Genomic DNA, 22,009 nt, shown 5'->3' with positions numbered 1-22,009 from the left:
TTGCAGTACTGGTGTAGTGCTGACAAACAATATGTTGCAGATCATCGTGTACAGGAGGGATTATGATGAGTGAGGATCGTTCCAAACCGGAAGGGCAGGAAGTGGAGGAGGAACAGAATCTCGTGACCGAGCGCGACAATGATGAGTCGTTTGGCTTGTTCCGCGAGGATTCATTCCCTGGCGCTGGGGATGATGAAGTGCAGAAGCGCATTATTCATAATGAGCTGCCACGGGATAATACGTTGCCGCAGGATGAGGATGAAGGTAAGGAATAAAGTAGAATTTTAGGTATAATGCTTTGTTGGGCAATACATCATTAGCAAATATATCAGTTTAGCTACATCTTCTATTGCTATAATTCATTTAAATCAGCAAAAAGCTCACTTTTGTACAAGAGTGAGCTTTTTGTTTCACATAAATTACCAGTTGTAATTTCCAAGTTATTTTTAACATTTATAAAATACAATCAACCAATAAACACTATAGTATCCTCTTGCTAAAATGCGAGTGGCAATTTATCTTGAAGTCCTTCTATTCTTTCAAATATCTTATCTTTTTGTTCTTCATTTAAAGATTTAGCCGCTCATTCTTTTATAAGCACTAGCTCCGTAAGGATACAAGGTACATCTTCTTTCTTCACATCGGCGTCTGTCTGGAAAAGTTCTGTCCATCGTAGACTTAATGATTCAATTGCTGGTATCCAGCACTCTTTGAAAAAGACTCCGTAGCAACCGGAATGAAAAAATCCTTTCGAAATTATTTTGTGGGTCAAGGATGAATGTACTAATAGTCATATCTATATACCTCCAAAGATCCACTGATCTTGTGATTAGGAATGATTGTTTTAAGGGGGTTAACTAAATTCTGTATCAATTCTTTATTTCTAAATTTGGAATGAATTTTCGATAAAATCGACGGGGAAATTAAGAAAATAAAGAAACAGGTCAATCATGGGACAGTTGACCATAATTAACCTGTTTCTTATAAAACTTTAATGATATTTAGCATATAGCATGAAAGTATTTGACATTGCCTATAAATTTCTTTACATGTGTACTACATTGGTTATTTAGGCTCTTGATTAAACAATAGGTTTATTTAGCACTTGATAGACCACCATTATTTTATTGTAATTACTCTTCTACTTTTAAACCTAGAATATAATCTACTCTAGATTTCGCGGAATCACTTGTTTCTCTGATTTTATAGTTCCCTCTATTATCAATTAGGTTCTTATATATTTGAATGTCTTTTTTCAGCATTTCAATATCATTTTTATCTATATTCTCTCCAAATTCACTATTTTTCAAATAACTATCTATATTAGAATATATAAAATCAGCAATTTCTTGATGTTTCAAACTTTCTATTGCTATAGAAACAAAATACAGTGTTTTAGTAAACAAACTATTGTTTACTATTTTCCAATCTTCCTCGAAAATTTTTGCTGCAACTTGCGCTACATTTAATCCGTCTTCCTCAATATATTCCTCAAAGTCTAATACTATAGATGATTTTATGGATTCATAACTTGCTAAGTTCATTTACATTACTCCCTATTTCATACTTTTAGAATAAGCATTCAACTCAATGTTTGGAAACTTCCGTCTGAATTCCATGATTAGATTAGAACAACTTTGACACGCATCTAATTCTGTGAACAAATCAATTCGTCCTTTAACATTGGGGTCTTTTATTTGAGAAGCAATATCTTCGAGAATTTTTGCCTCCGTATCATTAAATCTTGGAAATTCATCATCAACATAACTTTTTAATGATTTATCAGCTTTAGAGTGGCTGAAATCCCCTGTACTACTACCGATACTATCAGCAGAATGAATCTGGCTGTGTGCTTGAAATTCTTTTTTAACACCAGGAATATTTACCTCTGCTACTGCGACATTTCCATTATTTAACTTTCTTATTTTTCTATCAAGTTTATCTGCCTGTGTTTTTGAAAGATTTTTATATTCTTCTGAACTTGTTATTTTTTCTATTTCTTTTTTAATATCACCTCTTACATTTTGAGTCTTCTCATGCAAGCTGTCTATTTTACGATTAGATAATGTACTACTCCCAGCTCCCTCAGCCCCAACCTTCCCAGCCGACCCTTTCCCTTCACCATGAATTAACTGAACCAAATCATTCATACTTTGTAAAGCGTTTTTCGTACCCTGCACCACGGTGCCAGATCCGTGTACAATTCCGGCTACGCCAGCGACGCCTACCGTGACGCCAATTGGAGCCGTAATCAGACCAGCATCCAGAACCAGACCGCCGCCTTCAGCAGTCGCTCCGCCTGCCACTTCCGTACCGCCCAGCGCGGTCGCTGCGAGGTGGCCGATGAGTTCGCCGGTTTTATGAGCGATGGGGTGCTCCGTTGGTGTCGGGCGTTTCTGAGCGAGGCCCCACGTCATATCGCTGATCATCGCTTCTTTAGCTCCATCGAAGCCTTCCTTCGCGGTATCGATGCTCTGGTTTACGGTCTTCGCAACGCTCTGGTAGGCGTTACGCACTTGTTGTCCGGTTACTTTAGCTTGTTGTTTGGCATTTTGAATCGATTGACTGATCGTATGCTCAACCTGTTGTTCTTTTTGCTTGATCACAGACACATCATGCTTCACCGTCTGACCTATGCGATGAAAATCATCGATAAATTCGGTTTTCGCCTGATGCAGGAATGCTTTCGTGCCTTGCTCTGCCTGTTTGGCAGCATGAACGGTCGCTTTAACAGCATGCTCGGTGCCGTGTACGACCGCCTGAGCATCATGCTGTATGTCTTGCTTCATCTCGCGGCCTGCTTTCATCGCAGCATGATACGTCTCACTGACTTTGTGCTGTACGTGATGAACGAGCGGTGTAACGGCTTGTTTGATAGCTGTTTCTGCCTTTTGCTCCGCCCGAACCGCTGTATGCGTGACCTCGCTGATCCGATGCTCCGTATTATGTACAGCTTGCTTGATGTTGCTTTCCACTTTGTGTTCGGCATGTTGAACCGCATGATACACTTCTTTGCTTTTTTGTTCAACCGCCTGGGTAACATGATGCACCGCCTGTTCGGTATGTTCGACCGCTTGCTTCACCGCCGGATGACTGTCGACGGCATGCTGGATTGCGTGGGTGACTGTATGCTCGGCTTGTTTAGCTTTTTCGCTCATATGGGTGACAGCTTGTTGTACATGCTGTTCGACTTTATGCTCGATTTGAGCGACCTTCTTCTCTCCTTGCTGAAAAGCCTGCTTTGCTGCGTGACTAATATTGACCGTATCGTGTGCAACTTGTTTGACCGTTTTTTCTACTTTTTGCTCGGCGTGCTGGACAGCGTGCACCGTTGCCGCTACCGCTTGCTTGGTCGTGTTCGCGAGCTGTTTTTCTTTCGTTCCAGCCCAATGTGCGATTTGTCCAAAAAATGACATGGCCTCACTCCTCTTATGAATATGCAACATGGATCGTGTTTTTTATTTCGCGTAGTTACTCACTAAGCTACTTTGTTTATTTTATATACATGCTGACATATGGATAGAGGCATTTATGGTCAATTTTACATATATTATCAGTTTGTCCTAAAAATAATTCCCAAGTCCGTAAGCTGAACTGTGTTTATATCCTACGAATAGCATATTTTTGCAGAAATGCGCATAATAATTGCGTCAACAAGTGAATAGATGACGTAGGCATATCCTTCGCAGGGTTATTCTTGCACATCAAAAAACCTCTATGATGTGTCTGTACAGCGCTGATTTCAAAATAGCTGTACATCATAGAGGTTCGATATGATTTGATTCGCTTGTTGAACACTATTTTTATATTGGAAACTGAATACTCCTTTACTTCATCCCAACGAATGTATAACTATAGCTCCAATTGAGAACTAGAATTAGAACTAGAAATATACCTATGAACAATGAATGATATCATCCCGTTTGTATAGCGGAAGCGAATTGTCCGCAGATGGATAGGCATGCGCGCAGCTAATGTAGATCGTATTCAGAGTGAATGGAGTGCAAATAAATAATGATCATGGATCACGAGTATTAAGTATTATCATGAACTGTACTTATTAACTGTACTTGTAAACTCCATTTGTTAACTGCAATCATTAACTATTCTCATTAGCTGTAATTACTAATGTAACGGCTAACCGCCACGCCTTACTTACGCTAATGAATAACTCTACCTACCGACCACAATTATGATCTATGCCCTATAATATGATCTACACCCCTAACCGCCACTGCCGCTTATACCTTCTCCAACACAATAATACAGGTACTATCCGGAAATGGCACAGGCAACTCCCACTCATCCGTAATTCGTACCCGATGCTCTAGCGCTTCCGTATAGCCTTGCTGTAGGAACGCTTCCAGATGCACAATCCGCACCTGCTCACCCAGCGTGCTCTCGATGAATTCGCGGTAGCCAGTCGGTGTCAAATAGCCAAATTGCTCCTGTACTTCATGCACATATGCTTCTTCGCCCCATGTGTAAGTGTAAAGGAACTCCATCGCATCGTTCACGGGCAGTTGTACCGTTTGTTCGTCCAGTACATCATAACGAATGGAACGTCCCTGGAAATCGCGTGCATAGCGTTCCAATGCTGCCATGCCATCCGGCTCCAGAAATGTCAGTCTGCGCTGCTGTACGGTTGGCTCGGTCATAATGCCATCGCGAATAATGATACGACCGCCGGCAGGCAGTACATCACAGGCGCTCATTAATGCGGCAGCTACCGTATCGAGATTGAATTTGCGGCCATGTAGCGGAATGTATGAATACAGTTCATGCAAGATCGACGAGAACAGAATCGTATCCACACTGCCCTGCTCGATCGTTTCCTTTAATGCTAGCGCATCGCCCTTCATCACTTCCCAGCGATGACCTTCCATGCGGCGACGGCGTTCCAGCGCTTCGATTACATTTTCAGAAATGTCGATCCCGATCGCGCGCAGATCTGGCATTTCCTGCTCCAGCAGATCCAGCATTACACCACCGCCAGGACCGATATCCAGCACGGTCTTTCCGGTCACATAGCGCAGCAATAAGCGTTTGTAGTCGACCGACTGATTCATCGTGGCGAGATAATTTTCCTCATTATGAAAACGATCATATGCGTCCCGGCGCAGGCCGAACAGATCGTACAGCATGAGCACGGCTTTTTCATATAGCGGCGACTTCTCCGCCTCCACGCAAAATTCAATCAGCTTCTCAGCAGCAGCGGAGAATTGAAAGTTGAAAAATACGGTGTCCGCAATATGTGGCTCTGTTACCAGCTCATATTGCAAATGCGGACTGTCTGCGGGCGGCTCTCCTGCATGTAGCGCTTCCCAGCTCCAATGTGACAAATACTTTTCGATCATCCGCTTCTTGTACAGATTGATCTTCTTCACGCCTTTGTAATCATAGTACAGACTATTCATCAGTCGCTCGAAGCTAATATGCTTGACTTCAGCTGGTACGAGACGCGCAATCAGCGTGAACACCTTGCAAAATTCCTCCAGTGAAAAATCTTGCAGCGCCGCTTCCACATACCAGAACGTATGCTGCTCCAATCGCTGAAACACCTGCCCAATGCGCGCCGCTTCGGACAGTTCCTGTAGACGCTCCAGCGTGTTTTCGCCGCGCGCCTCACTGCCTGTGCGTAATCGCAAAATACGGCTCTGCACATCCAGTCCTTGCGGCTGCTCACCATAGGCGATCGCGTGTACAAGCACAGATAGCTCATCCCGTACTTGCTGCCATAATTGCGGCGATACTGCTTCAATAATGCAGCGATTGAGCACCAACAATGTACTTTTCAACTCTTCCGGGGATAATGTGCCTTCTGCTACCACATCCGCAAGCGGCAAATGTTCTGCAAATGGCACTTCACCACGTAAAAATTGACCAAGCAATCCATGCGTACGAATGAGTAGTGCAACTAGACGTTCACGCTCTCCTTCTTGTCCTACCGCACGCTCATACAGCGCTGCCGAACCTTCATTATGCACAAACAGATTAATACCGTCTTCCTGCCAGCGCACCCGTTGACGTGCTGTACCACCTTTCGCTGTCTCTGCCCAGCATAGCGTTTCCTCGACAATATCGCGTAACCAGTACGATACACGTAACCCATCCAAAATACGTAATGTACGTTCCACATAGTCCAGCACCGGATTCGCTTCATTCAGTTCACGTAACGTGCTTACACGCTCCAGATTGACGACTCGCTCCTCTGCGGATACGAGATAATTGAGCCAGCGCTCCGTCACCGTGCCATCGACCTCATGTTGACGATATTGTTCTATTGCCGCCAGCGTATCCAGCATGATCATTGCCCCTCTTTCATTCGTCCATTTGTGCAAAGCTTATATCGATCTACACCCCGGTCGTTCAACGTAATCTCACTTAACGATCAGGAAATTCCACAAATTCTTTACCTACCGAATAGTGCTTGCCATGATTGACGATATCATCCAGCCAGCGACTGAGCTTCACACCGCTTTCCTGTGCTGAATAGAACACTTTGTATGGAGATAGCGTATGTGGTGTCCCCCGTCTTTTCTTACGACTACCTACACCATAATCCGTAATAAAAAAGTGATAATTATCCAGTTCCTGTTGCAACCGACGCGCCGAATTCAACATGCCCAGCGACCAGTCATTGGTGATCTCCAAATCGTCGCTAATTAACCGTTTCGTGCGTTCATTCAATATCGCTTCATAGGAAGGTAACACCTTGTCATAGACCGTATTCGATTGCAGTAATATCGCGTTAGCAGGCAAGCTTTTCGCATTAGCACGGAAAGCTGCACCGATCAGATCATGCTCAATCTCATAGCCAAAATTACGTTTAAAATCCGCTTTCCATACCTCATCGATAATATGCGGCCACCGATGAGAAGACAGATACGCACCATCCGCATAATGATACACCTGCGCATTCGGATAATGCTCGGCAATATGCGGTGCCCAGAATGCCGAACCGAAACCACCTGCACTTGCTCCAGCGATAAACAGCTTATCCGGCTCCGGCAAATGCTGGAACATCCATTCTAACCCGCGCAATGTATTATCACGTCCACTATAATGCGCGGTGAACGGAATCTTCCCCCGATCTTTGTACTTCACTTTGCTATGCCCAATATGGAAATCCCCTGTCGCATACGGAATATAGACGATATTCCAATCTTTAAATGGATTATCCCGACGCTGATTATCAAGCATGCCACCGAGCAGATCGGGTTTGTAGAACGGAATATTGGCAAAATAATAGCCTAGCTCGCGATTTTGCAACAATGTGCGCAGACCAAACGGCTTGGTCGCCGTATTGCGATTCCAGCTAATCCCACCACCGGAAAAATAGACGACCAGATTGTTGCTCCGCCCGCGGCGAGTGAGCAAATAATAGTCTGAGCCATCGCCGGACACCGCCTTGCCACTTAAACTGATCCGATTCCATTTATATAGTGGGGATTGATCGAAGTGCTCAATCAGCGATGGACGTTTAATAATAAAGACCATAACGGCGATGACGATCAACGCCAGCATCAGCCATTCCATGCTGGATACGATCATGATGGGTTCCTCTTTTCTGGGATGCAATTTGAGAAAGTCGAATAGGGATCGATTAAGCTGAGCTACGATTTATCGCCTACGCTCAGGTGACAGGGCGAATAATCGATACTCTTGTGCGGCGTGGTGTGCGGTTCGCTTTCCGTCCTTTGAGCAGCCACAGCTCTGGCGTATCGCGCACATCACGCACTTCCAGTTGAAACGGCGTATTCGGCAATGCTCGGGCAAAGCGCAAAAACAATCGATTGCCATCCACTGCCGATCCGGTCACCTTCAGCTCCTGTGGACGGCTCATACCAGAGGATAAGTGCAGCAACACCTCGCCAATTGAATCGGGATCAATCCGCTTGTTATACGTGATCATTACCTCTGCGTCATCCAACCGCAGACCGGACGATGGCAGGGGCGGCTCTGCATACATATAACCACCAATATGATATTCATACGCCATCCATGTCCGATAACCGAGCGCATACGCATGATGTTCAAAATCATCCATCCAGCGGCGTCCTTTGATCATACTAGCTCGCGAACCGATATCTGCCTGAATACCGAGTGGCAGATCAGGATGGCGCTCACGAATGGAAGCAGCTAGCGGCTCGTACTCGCGAATATAATCAGCAGGTAGTCCACGTTTCATCCAGTCCGGCCAGTGCGTTTGTAGCACATGTAAATCTGGTTTCACTACATCAATCATCGATACGGCATCCAATCCCTGCCATTCGCGCAGCTTACGTGCAGCATCGTCATCACGTACAGCGAGTGACCAGGTCGCCACATAAATATCCGGTCTGACTTCACGTGCACCTTTAGTACCGTTAATTAATTCATCGATCAGTCCATTGACCGCATCGACACGTAAATCGACCCATGCCTCATACAATTCCGGTACACGGGTATAGTAGCGTGAGGACGATGGATCGCGGAATTCCGGCATGTCTTCTCCATAACGCTCTCGGAATGCCTGCGCCGCCAGTGGTCCTACATCGCCATAGACGCCACGTTCCAAACCGTTCCATTCTGGAAAATAAGGTTCTGCCACTTCCACTCCATCAAAGGGCACATTGGCAAGCACATACGAGAGCACTTCTTTTTTCCATTCCATATAATCCTTTGAAAAATGGGAAAAACGCTCAAACCCGTCATTGATCGGTCGCAATAGCTCCATCCGCCATTGCTTCCATAGCGGCGGAGCATGCTCAGCGCTAAAGGTACCGTTACCGAGCACAAGTGCCCATACCGCAATCTCTCTACGCTGCAATGCTTCTACGAGCCGCAGATCGACCTTTTGCTCATTCACGACAAAATAATGCACCGTCCGATAACCAGCCAGCACCAGCTCATCTGCAATACTATCAGGCGAACGGTCGGCATAATATGGAAATAACGGATCAATCTGAATACTTGCTCCACGCAGCGCCCACGGGCGTGCTGCCTGTACATTCGGCTTCATCGCGAATATCCTCCACGCTTATAAGATGAACGTGTGCGTACCGCAGGCTTGCGCTCTCGCACAAATAATCGCGCCGCTCTGCTCGCACACCAGATTGAAAAGACAGCAAACCATGCGCCCCATACAACAGGCGGTAAAAAGAATTGACGGGCAAGCCCTGTCGCATCCCCCGCCGATGAAGGCGACGTGACCGACATAAGTACAATCGTCAATGCCGATACGACCGACTCCTCCAACGTCAAAAACATAATGAGCATAAAGTAGCCATTACGCAACCATTCCGGCGCGATCAGCATCAGAATGCTCACCATTACAAATCCGATCAGCCACACGACGCCAAATCCTTGATGCACGTACAGGATGAGCATCATGAGCGCAATCGCTGCGGTCACGATAATACCGACGCGTTGCTGACGCTTGTGATACAGATAAAACATCCATACGACAAAGATCGAAGAACCCATATAACCGGCAAGCCCAATCGGTAAACCACTCCATGCCGAAGTGATCATCGAATAGGTTACGCCGCTATGGTCTGCATTTAATTCAATGCGACTCACTCGCCCAGAGGTGAGCAATGTGACCATCGCATGGCTGAATTCATGGATCATCGTATCCAGATTACGAAATAACGACGAGAATGGCACCAATCTCGTCAATACTGCCGAACCGATCAGCAGCAAAATCAATTTCAGCCAATTGTTCAAAGCTTCACATCCTTACCCGTTTTAGTTGCTACTGCCACGTTCTATATTGAAATCGCACAGCGACAAGCCTTTTCCCCATTTTACCGTGCGTATGCAATGAACACAATTTGAACTGCTATAGTAGGAACTCTGTTCATTTGTCTATTTTTATTTACTTTTATCTAAATTTACAGCAGATCGGTCTCTACTTATCTACATCCATAATAGACAAAATTATATTTGTTTATTTTATTGTAGACAAAACTATATTATATCTATAAAATAATCATCAAAACACTAGATTGTCTATTAAGGAGCTGATATATAATGAATCGCAGAAAGGAACTACAACAGCAATATAAAGAAACACCGATCGAAGCAGGCGTATATGTTGTACGTAATATGGCAGAGCATAAGGCATGGGTCGATAGCCTGCCTAATTTACGTTCGCTTAATGGGCGTACATTCTCGCTGGATATGGGTTCGTTTGTCCATCGGGAGCTACAGGCGGATTGGTCGCGTCTCGGTAAGGAGCAATTTACGATCGATGTACTGGAAATGGTGAAACCGCCTGAAAATCCATTTGACAGTCATAAAGACTTGCTTGCTGATAAAGAACAGGAATGGACAGAACGTATGCGCGCTGAAGGCTGGAATTTATATCAGCCGCTGGAGAAAAACACATCGTTATAAGCGGTTTACGCGGACATTCATTAACGGACTGTTCGCGTATTCGCTTCGTTTCTAATCTTTTTATCGAGATACAGTCACTTTCTATTAATTTGCTGATCACTCTGTTGTATACACATCGCTTGCATAGCTGCTTTAACTAGCTTCTATCGCATACGTATTACTAGCTTATCTACCCACTCTCCCCTGTCCGCTACGGTATACGTTTCGCTTACCTATCTGTTCTTCAATAACTTCTAATGTACACATGTCGCTTATTTATTAGCTGCTTCATACTTCATGGGGGATGTGCCCAATAGCCCTGTACTGGATTCCGATCCGGTACAGGGCTATTGGCATCGATATGATATACTGTTAAGCAGATTACAGCAGCGGTTGGGCATAGTAGCCCTTACCTTAGGCTTGTCTCGGATCGGACACCATGTATACCAGATGACGAAAGAAAGAAGTGGAGCCTTTGTTTCTCGATATTTTGTTCGGTGTCGTATTGCCGATTATTGTGCTGATCGTTGCAGGCTCAGTGCTGGAGCGCATTTTCCGACTTGACCTGTACACTCTATCTAAAATCAACTTCTACTGTATTACACCGGCAACGGTATTTATGAGCATGTACCATTCCAATATGAATCCGGCGCTACTGGGCAATGTGATTCTGTTTTACACGCTCTATGTACTGTTGCTGTACATCGCCGGATCGATCACCTCTCGCATTATGGGCTATCGCAATGGTAAAAAAGCGGCTTTTAACAACAGCATTATGCTGGATAACTCCGGTAACTATGGTTTACCAGTGAATCAGCTTGTCTTTAACGGGGAGCCGTTAGCCGCATCGATGCAGGCGCTCATTATGTCGCTGCAAAGTCTATTAACCTTTACATACGGGGTTATCTCAATTCAAGGGTCACGACTACAGGGCAATTACCGCAGCGTTATTATCGGCTTTTTAAAAATGCCTGTTCCTTATGCGCTTGTACTTGGTCTACTATTGCATGTGATGGGCGTGCCGCTACCTGCCATGCTATCTCAGCCGCTGACGTATGCGCAGCAATCGATGGTCGCGATTGCGCTCATTACGCTGGGTGCCCAAATCGTCAAATATCCACTACGACTGTATCGGACAGACATTTATCTCAGCATGGCACTGCGGCTGTTTGGTGGGCCATTAATCGGATTGTTGCTTATTTATGTACTGGGCTTGAGCGGCATTCCTGCCCAGGCGTTATTGATTGCCTCCGCGATGCCGACAGGCGTGAACACGTCGATTCTGGCGGAAGAGTATCGCAATGAGCCGGATTTTGCTGCTCAAACCGTGCTGCTATCGACGATCGTCAATGTGTTTACGATTACAGCCGTTATCACCCTTTCGCATTATGTCGCCTGAGGAAGCGGCTGCAAAACTTGTTTTCAGGGTAGTCCAGGTCTTATACTGATACTGTTTGCCCTGCTTGTGTGTTCATTCCAACCTTTACTGTTTATCGGTATGGACGCGGATGCACGATCTGACTGCTCGTCAGCAGCAGGCACATCGTTCTAAGGCAATTATTCATTTAAAAGGAGTGAGCATATATATGCTACGCCAACCACGTCAAGCAATTGTATTTTTCCTGATGTTTAGCGCATTGATCCTCGTGCTTGCAGGCTGTGGTAATGCAAGCACTGGCAACAATGCCGGACAGAGCAGTACGTCATCCAGTAGTTCATCCGAATCCGGTACGACTGGATCAGACAACAGCAGCTCCAGCAGTGAGCAAAGCCAAGCGACGGGCACTGACAGTAATTCGACTTCTGCCAATGACAATTCAGCAAGCTTCAAGCAAGCGAATGATCCGATCGTCACGATCGAAATGGAGGATGGTCAGAAGATCGAACTGGAGCTTTATCCAAAAGCTGCGCCGAATACAGTGAACAACTTTATTTCACTGGTAAAAAAGGGATTCTATGACGGACTCACCTTCCACCGTGTTATCCCTGGTTTTATGATTCAGGGCGGTGATCCGAATGGCAATGGCTCTGGCGGTCCGGGCTATAGCATTCCAGGTGAATTTAACGAAAACAATGTACAAAATGATCTCAAGCATACACGTGGCGTGCTATCGATGGCACGTGCTGGCGATCCGAACAGTGGTGGCTCCCAATTTTTCATTATGGTTGCTGATGCTCCGCAATTAGATGGAAAATATGCCGCATTTGGTAAAGTGATTAGCGGTATGGATGAAGTGGATAAGATCGTTAATTTGCCACGTGGCGATATGGATAAACCGAATACCCCACCGGTGATGAAAAAAGTAACGGTCGATACGAAAGGTGTCGACTACCCGGAACCAGAAAAGAGCGGTAGCAACTAAGCGCTAACCGCCCCCATTTATACTCATCAAGCAGGCAGAGTAGCTCAGGATATCGATTCCTGGCGACTCTGCCTTTATTTTGCCTTGATGATGTACAAATCGACAGATCCGTTTTCAAATCTATACGATCGATACACAAAAAATTAATTTTAACTATTTAGACACTTAGCCATTTAGCCGATATATACATTACTCCGTCTACAGATTGGAGGATGCGGTACAGATCATCGTCTGACCACCGCATATTATACACGGAACTCATATTCAATCAGGGCAAATTCATCGAAAGGTGAAGACGCAAAGCCATGGGTCTACAGCGAAAGGCAGGGTTTCGCCATGACAGCCGGTTGCCGACGAATACCTGATAGGTATGAATCGAAGGAGTCCGATTCATCATGAGCTATACTAGAAATAATACAAAAACCATCTGGATCGCGATGCTTACGTTGCTGATCCTGCTGGGAGGTTTACCTATGCAATCCGCTCATGCGCAATCGGCTCAGAAAGCTACCTGGCTGTGGAATACGCAACTTATCGTCACTTCCTCAGCCGACGTGCTGCAATTTGCATCATCCCAAGGGGTCAACCTGATCTACCTGCAAATCAACCGTGACCTGGATGCTGCTGTGTATCACAACTTCATCGCCGCAGCTACTGCAAAAGGCATTGCTGTGCAAGCACTCGACGGTGATCCTTCCTGGGCGCTGGATTCCCAGCGTTCAAAGCTACAATCCTCGCTTGACTGGATTACCTCGTATCAGAATACAGCTAGTGCGGATCAGCGCTTTAGCGGTATTCATATCGATATCGAACCGTATTTATTGCGAGAGTGGAAAACGAAACAGAGTAAAGTCATTCGCGGCTGGCAACAAAGCGTACTGAGCGTTTCGCAAACCGCGCAGCAGCTAGGAATTTCCGCTTCTGCCGATATTCCATTCTGGCTGCATACACTGTACACAGCCGATCAGAAAACGACACTGAGCAGCTGGATGATGCAGCAATACGATTCGATTACGATCATGGCGTACCGCGATCGTGCGGATGCCATTGTGGACGTTGCTTCGGCAGAACTCGCTGAAGGTGTAACGGCAGGGATTAGCGTCTATGTAGGTGTAGAAACGAATGCTTCCGCAGAAGGAAATGGCATTACCTTTTACGAAGAAGGCGCAGCCTATATGAACCAGCAACTACAGATTGTAGATGATACCGCGTCGACGTATTCTTCCTTCGCTGGTATAGCGGTTCATGATTATGCAGGCTGGTCAGCCTTTATCAATCGCTAGACGAACAAATGATAGGCCACGATGTTTTGCTGATTATCGAATACAGAATTAGCAACACATCGTGCGATATGTATCCATGTACGTCTGCTCGTCTAACACTGGATCTTGATCCATCATTGCCAAAACGACTGCCCTTTGCTTTTTGAGGGGGAGTCGTTTTAATATAACAATAGGGACATATCGATCTCTCCATCGATTTGTGACGATTGTTGCGATTGCCTGACTATTTGCCTATATCTCCTTATTTCAATCTCTACAATTTAAACAATTGCTTCTTTTATAGGGCTGAATGTGACAAAAATGTTATGCAATAGTATCGTTTGGAGACAGATTAACATGTCGTATTGCTGGTATGATGGAACACGGGAACAAGAGAAATTTACTATGTAAGGAGCGTCTCACCACATGCTACATATGAAACGGTGGCTCATAGTCACACTCATCATGGCACTTTTCATTCCGCAAGCGATGACCGCCGATGCGAAAGCATCCGGCAAAAGCACTTCCGCAGCGTCCACTTCGGGTAAAACGGTATACCTGACGTTTGATGATGGGCCTACTGCACACACGATGGATCTGCTGGACATTCTGGACAAGTACAATGCACATGCTACTTTCTTCATGCTCGGTCCGCACATGGAGCGCTATCCTGCGGCAACCAAGCGTATCGTAAAAGAAGGGAACGGACTCGGACTGCACGGCGTTACTCATGTAGCAAGCAAATTTTATCACTCGCCGTACAGCGCTTATAATGAGATGGTTGGTGCTAACAACAGTCTTTACAAAGTGACCGGCCAGCGTACAAGTCTTGTTCGTCCTCCATACGGTAGCAAACCGTATCTGAAGCAGAACTTCCGTGATGTATTGCTGCCTGTAGGCGGATTCCACCTGTGGGATTGGAACGTCGATTCGCTGGATTGGAAATACAAAAAAGATCATCAGAAAGTGTACAACAGCATTATGCGTCAGATTCATTCCGTAGAAAAACGTGGTCAAACACCGGTTGTTCTAATGCATGATCAGCCAGCAACACTAAAAGTGCTACCTCTCGTATTGAAAGAGCTTCAAGCGGAAGGTTACACATTTAAAGTATTGAACAAGCAGCTTAAACCATTGAACTTCTGGAATGACGAGCGTTAATCATTAATCAATATGGATTCAACAAAAGCCAGAGCTTGAAGCATATGCTTCATGTTCTGGCTTTTTTGCATACGGAATGTGCAGACGGAATAGTGAGATTTAGACATCAAACCTTTGTTCCTTTAATTACGAAAATAACTGTGTAGTTAACTAAGCAATTAAACAAGCCAAACCGATAATGAACATAGAGCCTGACATCAGGCGTAAACAAAATCAAAAGGGCGAAAGGATGATTGTATGAATCGATATCATGCAATGTCAAAAGCAAAAATGCTCAAAATTTCATTATGTTTCATTCTTCTGCTAACTTCTTTTTCAAGTGCAGCAGGTTTGGTTTTCGCAGGACCAATGAATAATGTTTTTACAGTAACGAATACGAATGGTGACGACAGTACAGGTTCATTCGCCTGGGCGATTGCGCAAGCAGGACAGGTCGCTAACGGTAAAGTCGTATTTAACCCTGCTCTTGCAGGATCGACGATCACTCTGACAGGGAGCCTAACGCATTGGAATCCGGGGGATAACACTTCTCTTGAAATCGGAGCGCAATCGACCGGCAGCTTCACCATTCAAGGTCTGACTGATGCTCAGGGTAAGCCTGCGGTTACGATCAATGGCAATGGCGTACAGGGGATCTATGCAACAGGTAGTGGAACATTCAGTATGTCCAACCTGATTATGAAAAACTTCAACGTCGTCGATACGCATGGCGGACTGGATTACATGGGTTCTGCGTTATCCATTACAGGAGAACAATATTCCAGTGTGACGCTGGACAATGTTTATTTTATTGGCAATAACAAAGCTTTCAAAACGATGGGCGGTATCGTCTCGCTTAGCATCGTAAAGGCACCGTACAAAGCCAATTTTAACCGCGTTAAATTCCTCAATAACTCTCTAGCGGCGAATGATGCCTCCAATAACACTTTTCAAGGTATGCTATTTTTCAATAGCTTCGTGAAGGCAGTCATTACGAATTCCTTATTTGCAGATAATACAGTGAATACACATACTTCCTCAACTGGAATCGGCTCCATTAGTGCTGGTGGCGGTGCTTATGATGCGATCTGGTATAACAATACATTTGCTAATAATAGTCTGACAAATGATCAGGGAAATGTACTCGCGCCTATCGCATACCTTACAGATGCAGGCAGACCGAGCAATACGACGTTTGAAAATGAATTCCGCAACAATATCGTTGCTAACTCTTCGTTAAACTTTACTGCACAGACCAAAATCTCTGCTCTGCTGTTTAGAGCATCACCCGACGTTCCACCAGTGAGCGTTGATCCTAATCTTATTGTGACTTCCGCAGATTCCAGCTTATTCCGAAACACAGATATGCAGGACTACAGACTGACTAATACAGCTGTATCTGCTATTGATCAAGGCGATAATACGTATGTGTTGAGCAGTTTGGATCTGGACGGTAATCCTCGTTCAGATGGCGGCATCGTTGATCTGGGCGCGCTGGAATATGCACCGGGTTCCAATGCGGAGCTTGATTCCATCGCTAATCAGAAACCACATGCGGATGATGTATCCAAAGACAATGGTAGCTCGATTGCAACTGCAATCAAATGGGCTATGAATATGCCTCCTACAGTGAGCGCGATTGATCAATCCAGCCTGAAAGCTGTAGATTCTGCCGCTACCATCAATCTATACAAAAGCGCGGATTATGCAAGCAATGAAGTAGCAGGTAGCAGCTCGATTCCGATCAAAACCGATGGGCAACCGACGTATCTCTATGTTAAAGTGACCGCTGAGAACGGCACAACGGTTCGATACTATCAGGTCGCTCTGTATCCGCCCATCACAACAGTTACTTTGTTATCTGCTGTTGCAGATGGATCGGATACAAGCACAACGACCAAAATCGATCTTACATTCGACAAAGACATCAGCAATTTTACGATCGATGATATGTTAATTTTCGGTATTACCGCTTCGGCATCTGTTCAATCGGTAAGTGGTTCCGGCAAAAAATGGTCGGTCTTTGTAGACTCCATTCAACTCAATCCAGACCCCCCTCCTGCCAACCAGTATCCGACATCCGGGGAAGTTCAATTTATTCTCAATTCAGTACCTTATCTGTATAACTTTGATGTCGATTCGTCTTTACAAAATCTTACGATCTACAAAGCCAAAGCACCGCATACAACACCACAAGCAGCGATTGATTATACGAGCGAAAAGCTAACTGGACTGGAACCAGGTAATACCTATTCCATTAACGGCTCAAGTGTGATCGCTGATACGTATGGTCATGTCGATATTCCTTCGTTCTGGATGGGTCAGACGGTGAATGTGATCCATGTGGCAAGTGGTGGTTCTGTAGATAGCCAGCCACAAACGTTTACGATTCCAACTCGTCCGTTGCCGCCGATGAACATTAGTGTGACCGATGCGACCTATGCACAAGCACATGACGGCAAGCTGTCTGGCGTGAACAGCACAATGGAATATATGATTGGCGATGGCATTCAATGGAACAATATCCATAGCAATGAGATCGACAATCTCGCGGTAAACACGTACTTCATTCGTTACAAAGCAACGGCGACTTCATTCGCTTCCAAAGCGACTAGTAAAGCAGTCGGTGTGAAAGATCCAAATGCCGAGATTGTACCAGCACCTGCTGTAATAGCCGATGATACGATGAACACGATCAACGGTTTGGACACCACGATGGAAATTTCCGTCGATGGACAAGCATATGTATTGTACAATGGCTCGAATTTACCGGATCTGACAGGTGACCATGACGTGAAAGTACGTTATGCAGCCACTTCATCCAAGCCGGCTGGCCTGGTCACCTTGCTCAACTTTACCGCTAATCCGGTTCCGTTGTTGCTAGTAACTGCAACTGATGCACCCGGCTCCAGCAATAACGGTAAAACAGCGATTAGCATTACTTCTTCTAGTCTGCCTGGCTCTGGCCACAAATGGGTATTCAAAAACTTCGGTACTACTACGGTCGTGCAGCCAGCAGTAGGAACTATCGCTAATGGATATAGCGACTTGCCAGCCAGTGGATGGATTGATGCGGCGAATAATGATTCGATCATCGTAGCTGAAGTGGATGGAAACGGCAAAGTGCTCCGTTTTGCTACGGTCAAAGCGATCGTTATTACGGAAAGCTCCAGTGGTGGCAAGTCTTCGGGTGGTGGCGGAAGCACGCCTTCCACAACACCGACCGTGCCCACTCCTGGAACGAGCACACCGACTACGGCAGGCAAACAACCGGTTATCGTACTCGTGAATGGCAAACAGGAAGATGCTGGCGAAGCGACTACCACAACCGAAAATAATATCAAAACGACAACGATTGATGTGGATACGAACAAGCTGAAAACAAAGCTGGATGCAGAAGGTCTAAACGCCATCGTCACGATCCCGATCTCGTCTGATTCCGATGTGAATCGAGCACAGATCGACGGTCAGGCATTGCAAAATATGCAGGACAAGTCCGCCACCATCGTACTGCAAACAGACACTGCATCGTATAAGCTGCCAGCCAAAGAAATTCAACTGAGCACGCTCGTTTCTAGCAATGGAACAAGCACTACCAATACGGCTAGCGATGTCAAAGTCATGATGCAGATTGCCAAGTCTCCTCAAGCGGTTACGGAGAAAATGACAGAAGCAAGCAAGTCGAAAAAAGCGACACTGCTCACCGCTCCGTATGATTTTAAAATTACAGTAACGAACGATGGCAAGTCGATCGATGTGAATTTATTCAACGCGTATGTAGAGCGTACGATTCAATTACCAGATAATGTTGATCCAACGAAAATCACGACAGGCGTTGTGCTGCGTGACGATAACTCCATCGATCATATCCCGACCAAAGTGATCCAGCAGAACAATCATTATTATGCGGTGCTGAACAGTTTGACCAACAGCAATTATTCTGTTGTGTGGCATCCAATGACCTTTGCGGATGTGACTAATCACTGGGCCAAAGATGCGGTTAACGATATGGGTTCACGTATGGTCGTTAATGGTGTGACCGATACGACCTTTCATCCGAACGCCAACATCACCCGCGCAGAATTTGCGGCTATTATCGTTCGCGGTCTGGGACTGCCAACAGATCAAGCAGCAGCTTCCTTTAGCGATGTGAAGTCCGATGCATGGTACGCAGGCGCTGTACAAACGGCTGTTTCGTACAAGCTGATCAATGGCTTTGAGGATGGTACATTCCGTCCACAGGATACGATTACACGTGAACAAGCGATGATGATCGTAGCGAAAGCGATGAAGCTGACCGGTCTTGCTGAACGTACCTCTGCTTCTAATGCGACATCTGCACTGGCTAGCTTTACTGATCACGGTCAGATTGGCGGCTGGGCTAAAGACAATCTAGCACTGACTGTTCGTGCCAAGCTGATCAACGGACGTAGCGGCAAAATCGATCCAAAAGCGAATATGACGCGTGCCGAAGTTGCTGCGCTTGTTGAGCGTCTGCTCAAACAATCCCAGCTGATTTAAATAGGCAGTAGGAAAATGTCCGTAGGATATGTAGTATTGTAGCGAAGTGCGATTTTTAGAATAGATACAGGAGATTTCAATAATAGAGTGCATCCTAAATAGACATTAGAAAACCCTCGGGTAAACCAATGTGCAATTTAGGGTGCACTCTACTTTAGGTTCTAGCTTTTTAAATTGTTCAGATAAATTAGCGAAGTCGAATCACGCATTATTGCATCAATTATTATATGCTTCTCGATGTTTAAAGTGGTATCCTTTATCTTCTTGCAATTTTTCATCTTCACTCGAAGGCGTACTATATTGACGAACTCCAGCATCATTTTTCAAATAATAATAAGTCACAGTTGGTTCATCCTTAAAAATCACTCGCGTATTATAAGCAGGTGCTTTACTAAAATCAGTTTCAATCGATAAAATATCGGAGGCAGAGTATCCCTTTTGTTCTAAATAAGCTTCAACATCTTTAGTGTGCATATGCTTCATCAACTGAATATGTCCATACAAAGTAACTATAATAATTAAGACAAATGTTGCTAAAAACAGTATCTTCCTTTTCATCATACAGCACCTACTCATTTTTCTCTTGGTACATTTGTATATTCATCATCTAATAAGCAGCTAATACAACAAAAGAAATACATATCTCTTTATCGATTTTTTAACACTATTATCTCGATTGATTTCGTCTCCACATTCGCAGTCCAGCACGTTCGCTGGTATGATAAAAGAAGAAGCGAACGCTTCATCTATACGATCATACGATCAGATTTAATCATGAAAGGACGCCGATTCGATGATGAACATTCAACCCCATATTCACTGGCAGACTCCTGCTGTTACTCGTCACGAACGCGAGCAGCGGTATCAACAGCGTGGCAGACTGCTATGGTTAACCGGTTTGCCAGGTGCGGGTAAAAGCACGCTTGCTTTTGCACTGGAACGCGCTTTATTCGAGCAAAATAAACTTTGTTATGTACTGGATGGCGATAATGTACGTCATGGACTGAATAGCGATCTGGGCTTTTCCGAAGCAGATCGCCATGAGAATTTACGCCGCATTGGTGAGGTTGCCAAACTAATGGTCGATGCCGGACAGATCGTCATCGCTGCGTTCGTTTCTCCATACCATAGTGACCGCGATAGGGTACGCCATATGTTTGCAGCAGCGGATTTTGATGAGATTCATATCCATTGTCCGGTTCATATTTGCGAACAACGCGATCCAAAAGGACTGTATGCCAAAGCGCGTGCCGGACAGATTCAAGGCTTTACCGGAATTGACGCGCCGTATGAAGCACCCCAGCAGCCGGAACTAGTCATTAATACCGAACTGCTATCGGTGCAGGAAGCGGTACTGTTAATAATGGAAACAATGGAGTTAAATACTGCATCTTCATAACGAATCGCTCGCTATCTCGCTATATTATGAAGCGAACGATAGCTCACTACGATAATTTCTAGCAAACGGATGCAATGCGGTTACCAGTACAGCTTACGATACTCAGTCGGCGTCATATTTTCTCGCGCCATAAATTGCCGATTAAAATAGCTCACACTTGGATACCCTGCATCCTCGGCAATTTGTCCGATATTACGATCTGGGCGCTCCAGCAGCCATTGCTTCGCCATTTGCAAACGAGAGCGGGTAATGAACTCCAGCGGTGTCATTTCCACTAACGTCTTGAACAGCTTGCAAAAGTAATACTCACTCACCCCTGCGCGATCCGCCCATTCTCGCAGCAAAAACGGCTGGCATGCCTCCTGCTGCATCTGTGGTAGTAAGCCCAAAATACGACTTTCCGCTTTGCCTGCACGCGTATTTTTAAGCGGAACAGCTTGATGAACAAATTCGGCAAGCACCGCATACGTGAGCGTGGACAGACGCGCCTGATGCAGCATCCGATTATGCTCCGCTTCGGCTAATAGCTCCAGATGCGCCTGCTCCCAGCCACCGCGCTGCCGCAGCGTCCACAACACATGCCGATGAAAGCCACGCTCAATCATATAATCATGCAGTCGCTCCCCATAAAAATGTATCCAGCGGATATCCCACGGGTCATCCTCACTGCTGTAATAATGCTGACGCTGATGCGGAAAATAAAGCACCGCCTGACCACTACGCAGCTCATGTACCGTACCATCGATCTCAACATAACCTTTACCCGAAGCGACATAATGAATATTAAAATTGTTCAGCGCACCTTCTTCCCGTAGCACATGATGATCCGGTTGCTGACGATAGTGCCCCACCGATTCCGGCAGGCAAAAATAGGGCTGCTCCTGCAATGTCAGCAGCACGCTTTGTCTGTTCATGCTCATCCTCCTTAATGACAATATTGTACTAATTTTATTCAATATATT

General features: G+C 45.3%; 16 protein-coding genes and 1 riboswitch. Of the genes, 8 read left to right on the top strand and 8 right to left on the bottom strand.

The window, feature by feature from the left end; translation table 11 throughout:
- The first annotated feature begins 65 nt into the window (after positions 1-65).
- Positions 66-275 (top strand): hypothetical protein, encoded by a 210-nt coding sequence (locus AAHF22_RS09140; protein WP_347324699.1) that lies wholly within the window; start codon positions 66-68, stop codon positions 273-275.
- Positions 276-1,133: 858 nt separating this feature from the next.
- On the opposite strand, the gene AAHF22_RS09135 is transcribed toward AAHF22_RS09140, so the two are convergent.
- The 6 genes from AAHF22_RS09135 to AAHF22_RS09110 all read right to left on the bottom strand — a co-directional run bounded on the left by AAHF22_RS09135 (position 1,134) and on the right by AAHF22_RS09110 (position 9,711).
- Complete coding sequence (locus tag AAHF22_RS09135; RefSeq protein WP_347324698.1) at positions 1,134-1,544, bottom strand: hypothetical protein; 411 nt, start codon at positions 1,542-1,544, stop codon at positions 1,134-1,136.
- 12 nt (positions 1,545-1,556) lie between these two features.
- A complete protein-coding gene (locus AAHF22_RS09130; RefSeq protein ID WP_347324697.1) occupies positions 1,557-3,416 on the bottom strand; it encodes a deaminase domain-containing protein in 1,860 nt (619 codons plus the stop codon).
- 825 nt (positions 3,417-4,241) lie between these two features.
- Positions 4,242-6,305: a class I SAM-dependent methyltransferase gene (locus AAHF22_RS09125; RefSeq protein ID WP_347324696.1), complete on the bottom strand. Its 2,064-nt coding sequence runs from the start codon at positions 6,303-6,305 to the stop codon at positions 4,242-4,244.
- Between the two features lie 79 nt (positions 6,306-6,384).
- A complete protein-coding gene (locus AAHF22_RS09120; protein WP_347324695.1) occupies positions 6,385-7,554 on the bottom strand; it encodes a pectin acetylesterase-family hydrolase in 1,170 nt (389 codons plus the stop codon).
- Positions 7,555-7,636: 82 nt separating this feature from the next.
- On the bottom strand, positions 7,637-9,004 hold the full coding sequence (locus AAHF22_RS09115) for an N-acyl-D-glucosamine 2-epimerase (protein ID WP_347324694.1): 1,368 nt from the start codon (positions 9,002-9,004) through the stop codon (positions 7,637-7,639).
- A complete protein-coding gene (locus AAHF22_RS09110; protein WP_347324693.1) occupies positions 9,001-9,711 on the bottom strand; it encodes a M50 family metallopeptidase in 711 nt (236 codons plus the stop codon). Before AAHF22_RS09110 ends, AAHF22_RS09115 begins: the two co-directional genes overlap by 4 nt.
- A gap of 306 nt (positions 9,712-10,017) precedes the next feature.
- On the opposite strand from AAHF22_RS09110, the gene AAHF22_RS09105 reads away from it, so the two are divergent.
- The 6 genes from AAHF22_RS09105 (at position 10,018) to AAHF22_RS09080 (ending at position 19,648) form a co-directional block, all read left to right on the top strand.
- Positions 10,018-10,383, top strand: coding sequence for a GIY-YIG nuclease family protein (locus tag AAHF22_RS09105; RefSeq protein WP_347324692.1), 366 nt, complete (start codon positions 10,018-10,020; stop codon positions 10,381-10,383).
- A gap of 454 nt (positions 10,384-10,837) precedes the next feature.
- Positions 10,838-11,761 carry an AEC family transporter gene (locus AAHF22_RS09100; protein ID WP_347324691.1) on the top strand — a complete coding sequence of 308 codons (924 nt, stop codon included), beginning with the start codon at positions 10,838-10,840 and terminating at the stop codon, positions 11,759-11,761.
- A gap of 187 nt (positions 11,762-11,948) precedes the next feature.
- Entirely contained in the window at positions 11,949-12,725 is a 777-nt protein-coding gene (locus AAHF22_RS09095; protein WP_347324690.1) for a peptidylprolyl isomerase, read from the top strand.
- Between the two features lie 262 nt (positions 12,726-12,987).
- A riboswitch (cyclic di-GMP riboswitch) is annotated at positions 12,988-13,080 on the top strand.
- 40 nt (positions 13,081-13,120) lie between these two features.
- A complete protein-coding gene (locus AAHF22_RS09090) occupies positions 13,121-14,008 on the top strand; it encodes a hypothetical protein (protein ID WP_347324689.1) in 888 nt (295 codons plus the stop codon).
- A 405-nt stretch (positions 14,009-14,413) separates the two neighbouring features.
- Entirely contained in the window at positions 14,414-15,148 is a 735-nt protein-coding gene (locus AAHF22_RS09085; protein WP_347324688.1) for a polysaccharide deacetylase family protein, read from the top strand.
- Between the two features lie 348 nt (positions 15,149-15,496).
- Entirely contained in the window at positions 15,497-19,648 is a 4,152-nt protein-coding gene (locus tag AAHF22_RS09080; RefSeq protein ID WP_347324687.1) for an S-layer homology domain-containing protein, read from the top strand.
- A gap of 216 nt (positions 19,649-19,864) precedes the next feature.
- Here AAHF22_RS09080 and AAHF22_RS09075 read toward each other — a convergent pair whose 3' ends face one another.
- Positions 19,865-20,206, bottom strand: coding sequence for a DUF3139 domain-containing protein (locus AAHF22_RS09075; RefSeq protein WP_347324686.1), 342 nt, complete (start codon positions 20,204-20,206; stop codon positions 19,865-19,867).
- A gap of 238 nt (positions 20,207-20,444) precedes the next feature.
- Between AAHF22_RS09075 and cysC the strand changes: the two genes are divergently transcribed.
- The gene (gene cysC / locus AAHF22_RS09070; RefSeq protein ID WP_347324986.1) at positions 20,445-21,047 is read left to right on the top strand and encodes an adenylyl-sulfate kinase; all 603 of its coding nucleotides are present in this window, start codon (positions 20,445-20,447) and stop codon (positions 21,045-21,047) included.
- Positions 21,048-21,127: 80 nt separating this feature from the next.
- Here cysC and AAHF22_RS09065 read toward each other — a convergent pair whose 3' ends face one another.
- Entirely contained in the window at positions 21,128-21,961 is an 834-nt protein-coding gene (locus AAHF22_RS09065; protein ID WP_347324685.1) for an AraC family transcriptional regulator, read from the bottom strand.
- Positions 21,962-22,009 lie beyond the last annotated feature (48 nt).

Source organism: Paenibacillus wenxiniae (assembly GCF_039822605.1).
GTDB lineage: Bacteria > Bacillota > Bacilli > Paenibacillales > Paenibacillaceae > Saccharibacillus > Saccharibacillus wenxiniae.
Note: the sequence above shows the minus strand (reverse complement) of the source record. Positions and strands in the feature narration are given on the sequence as shown.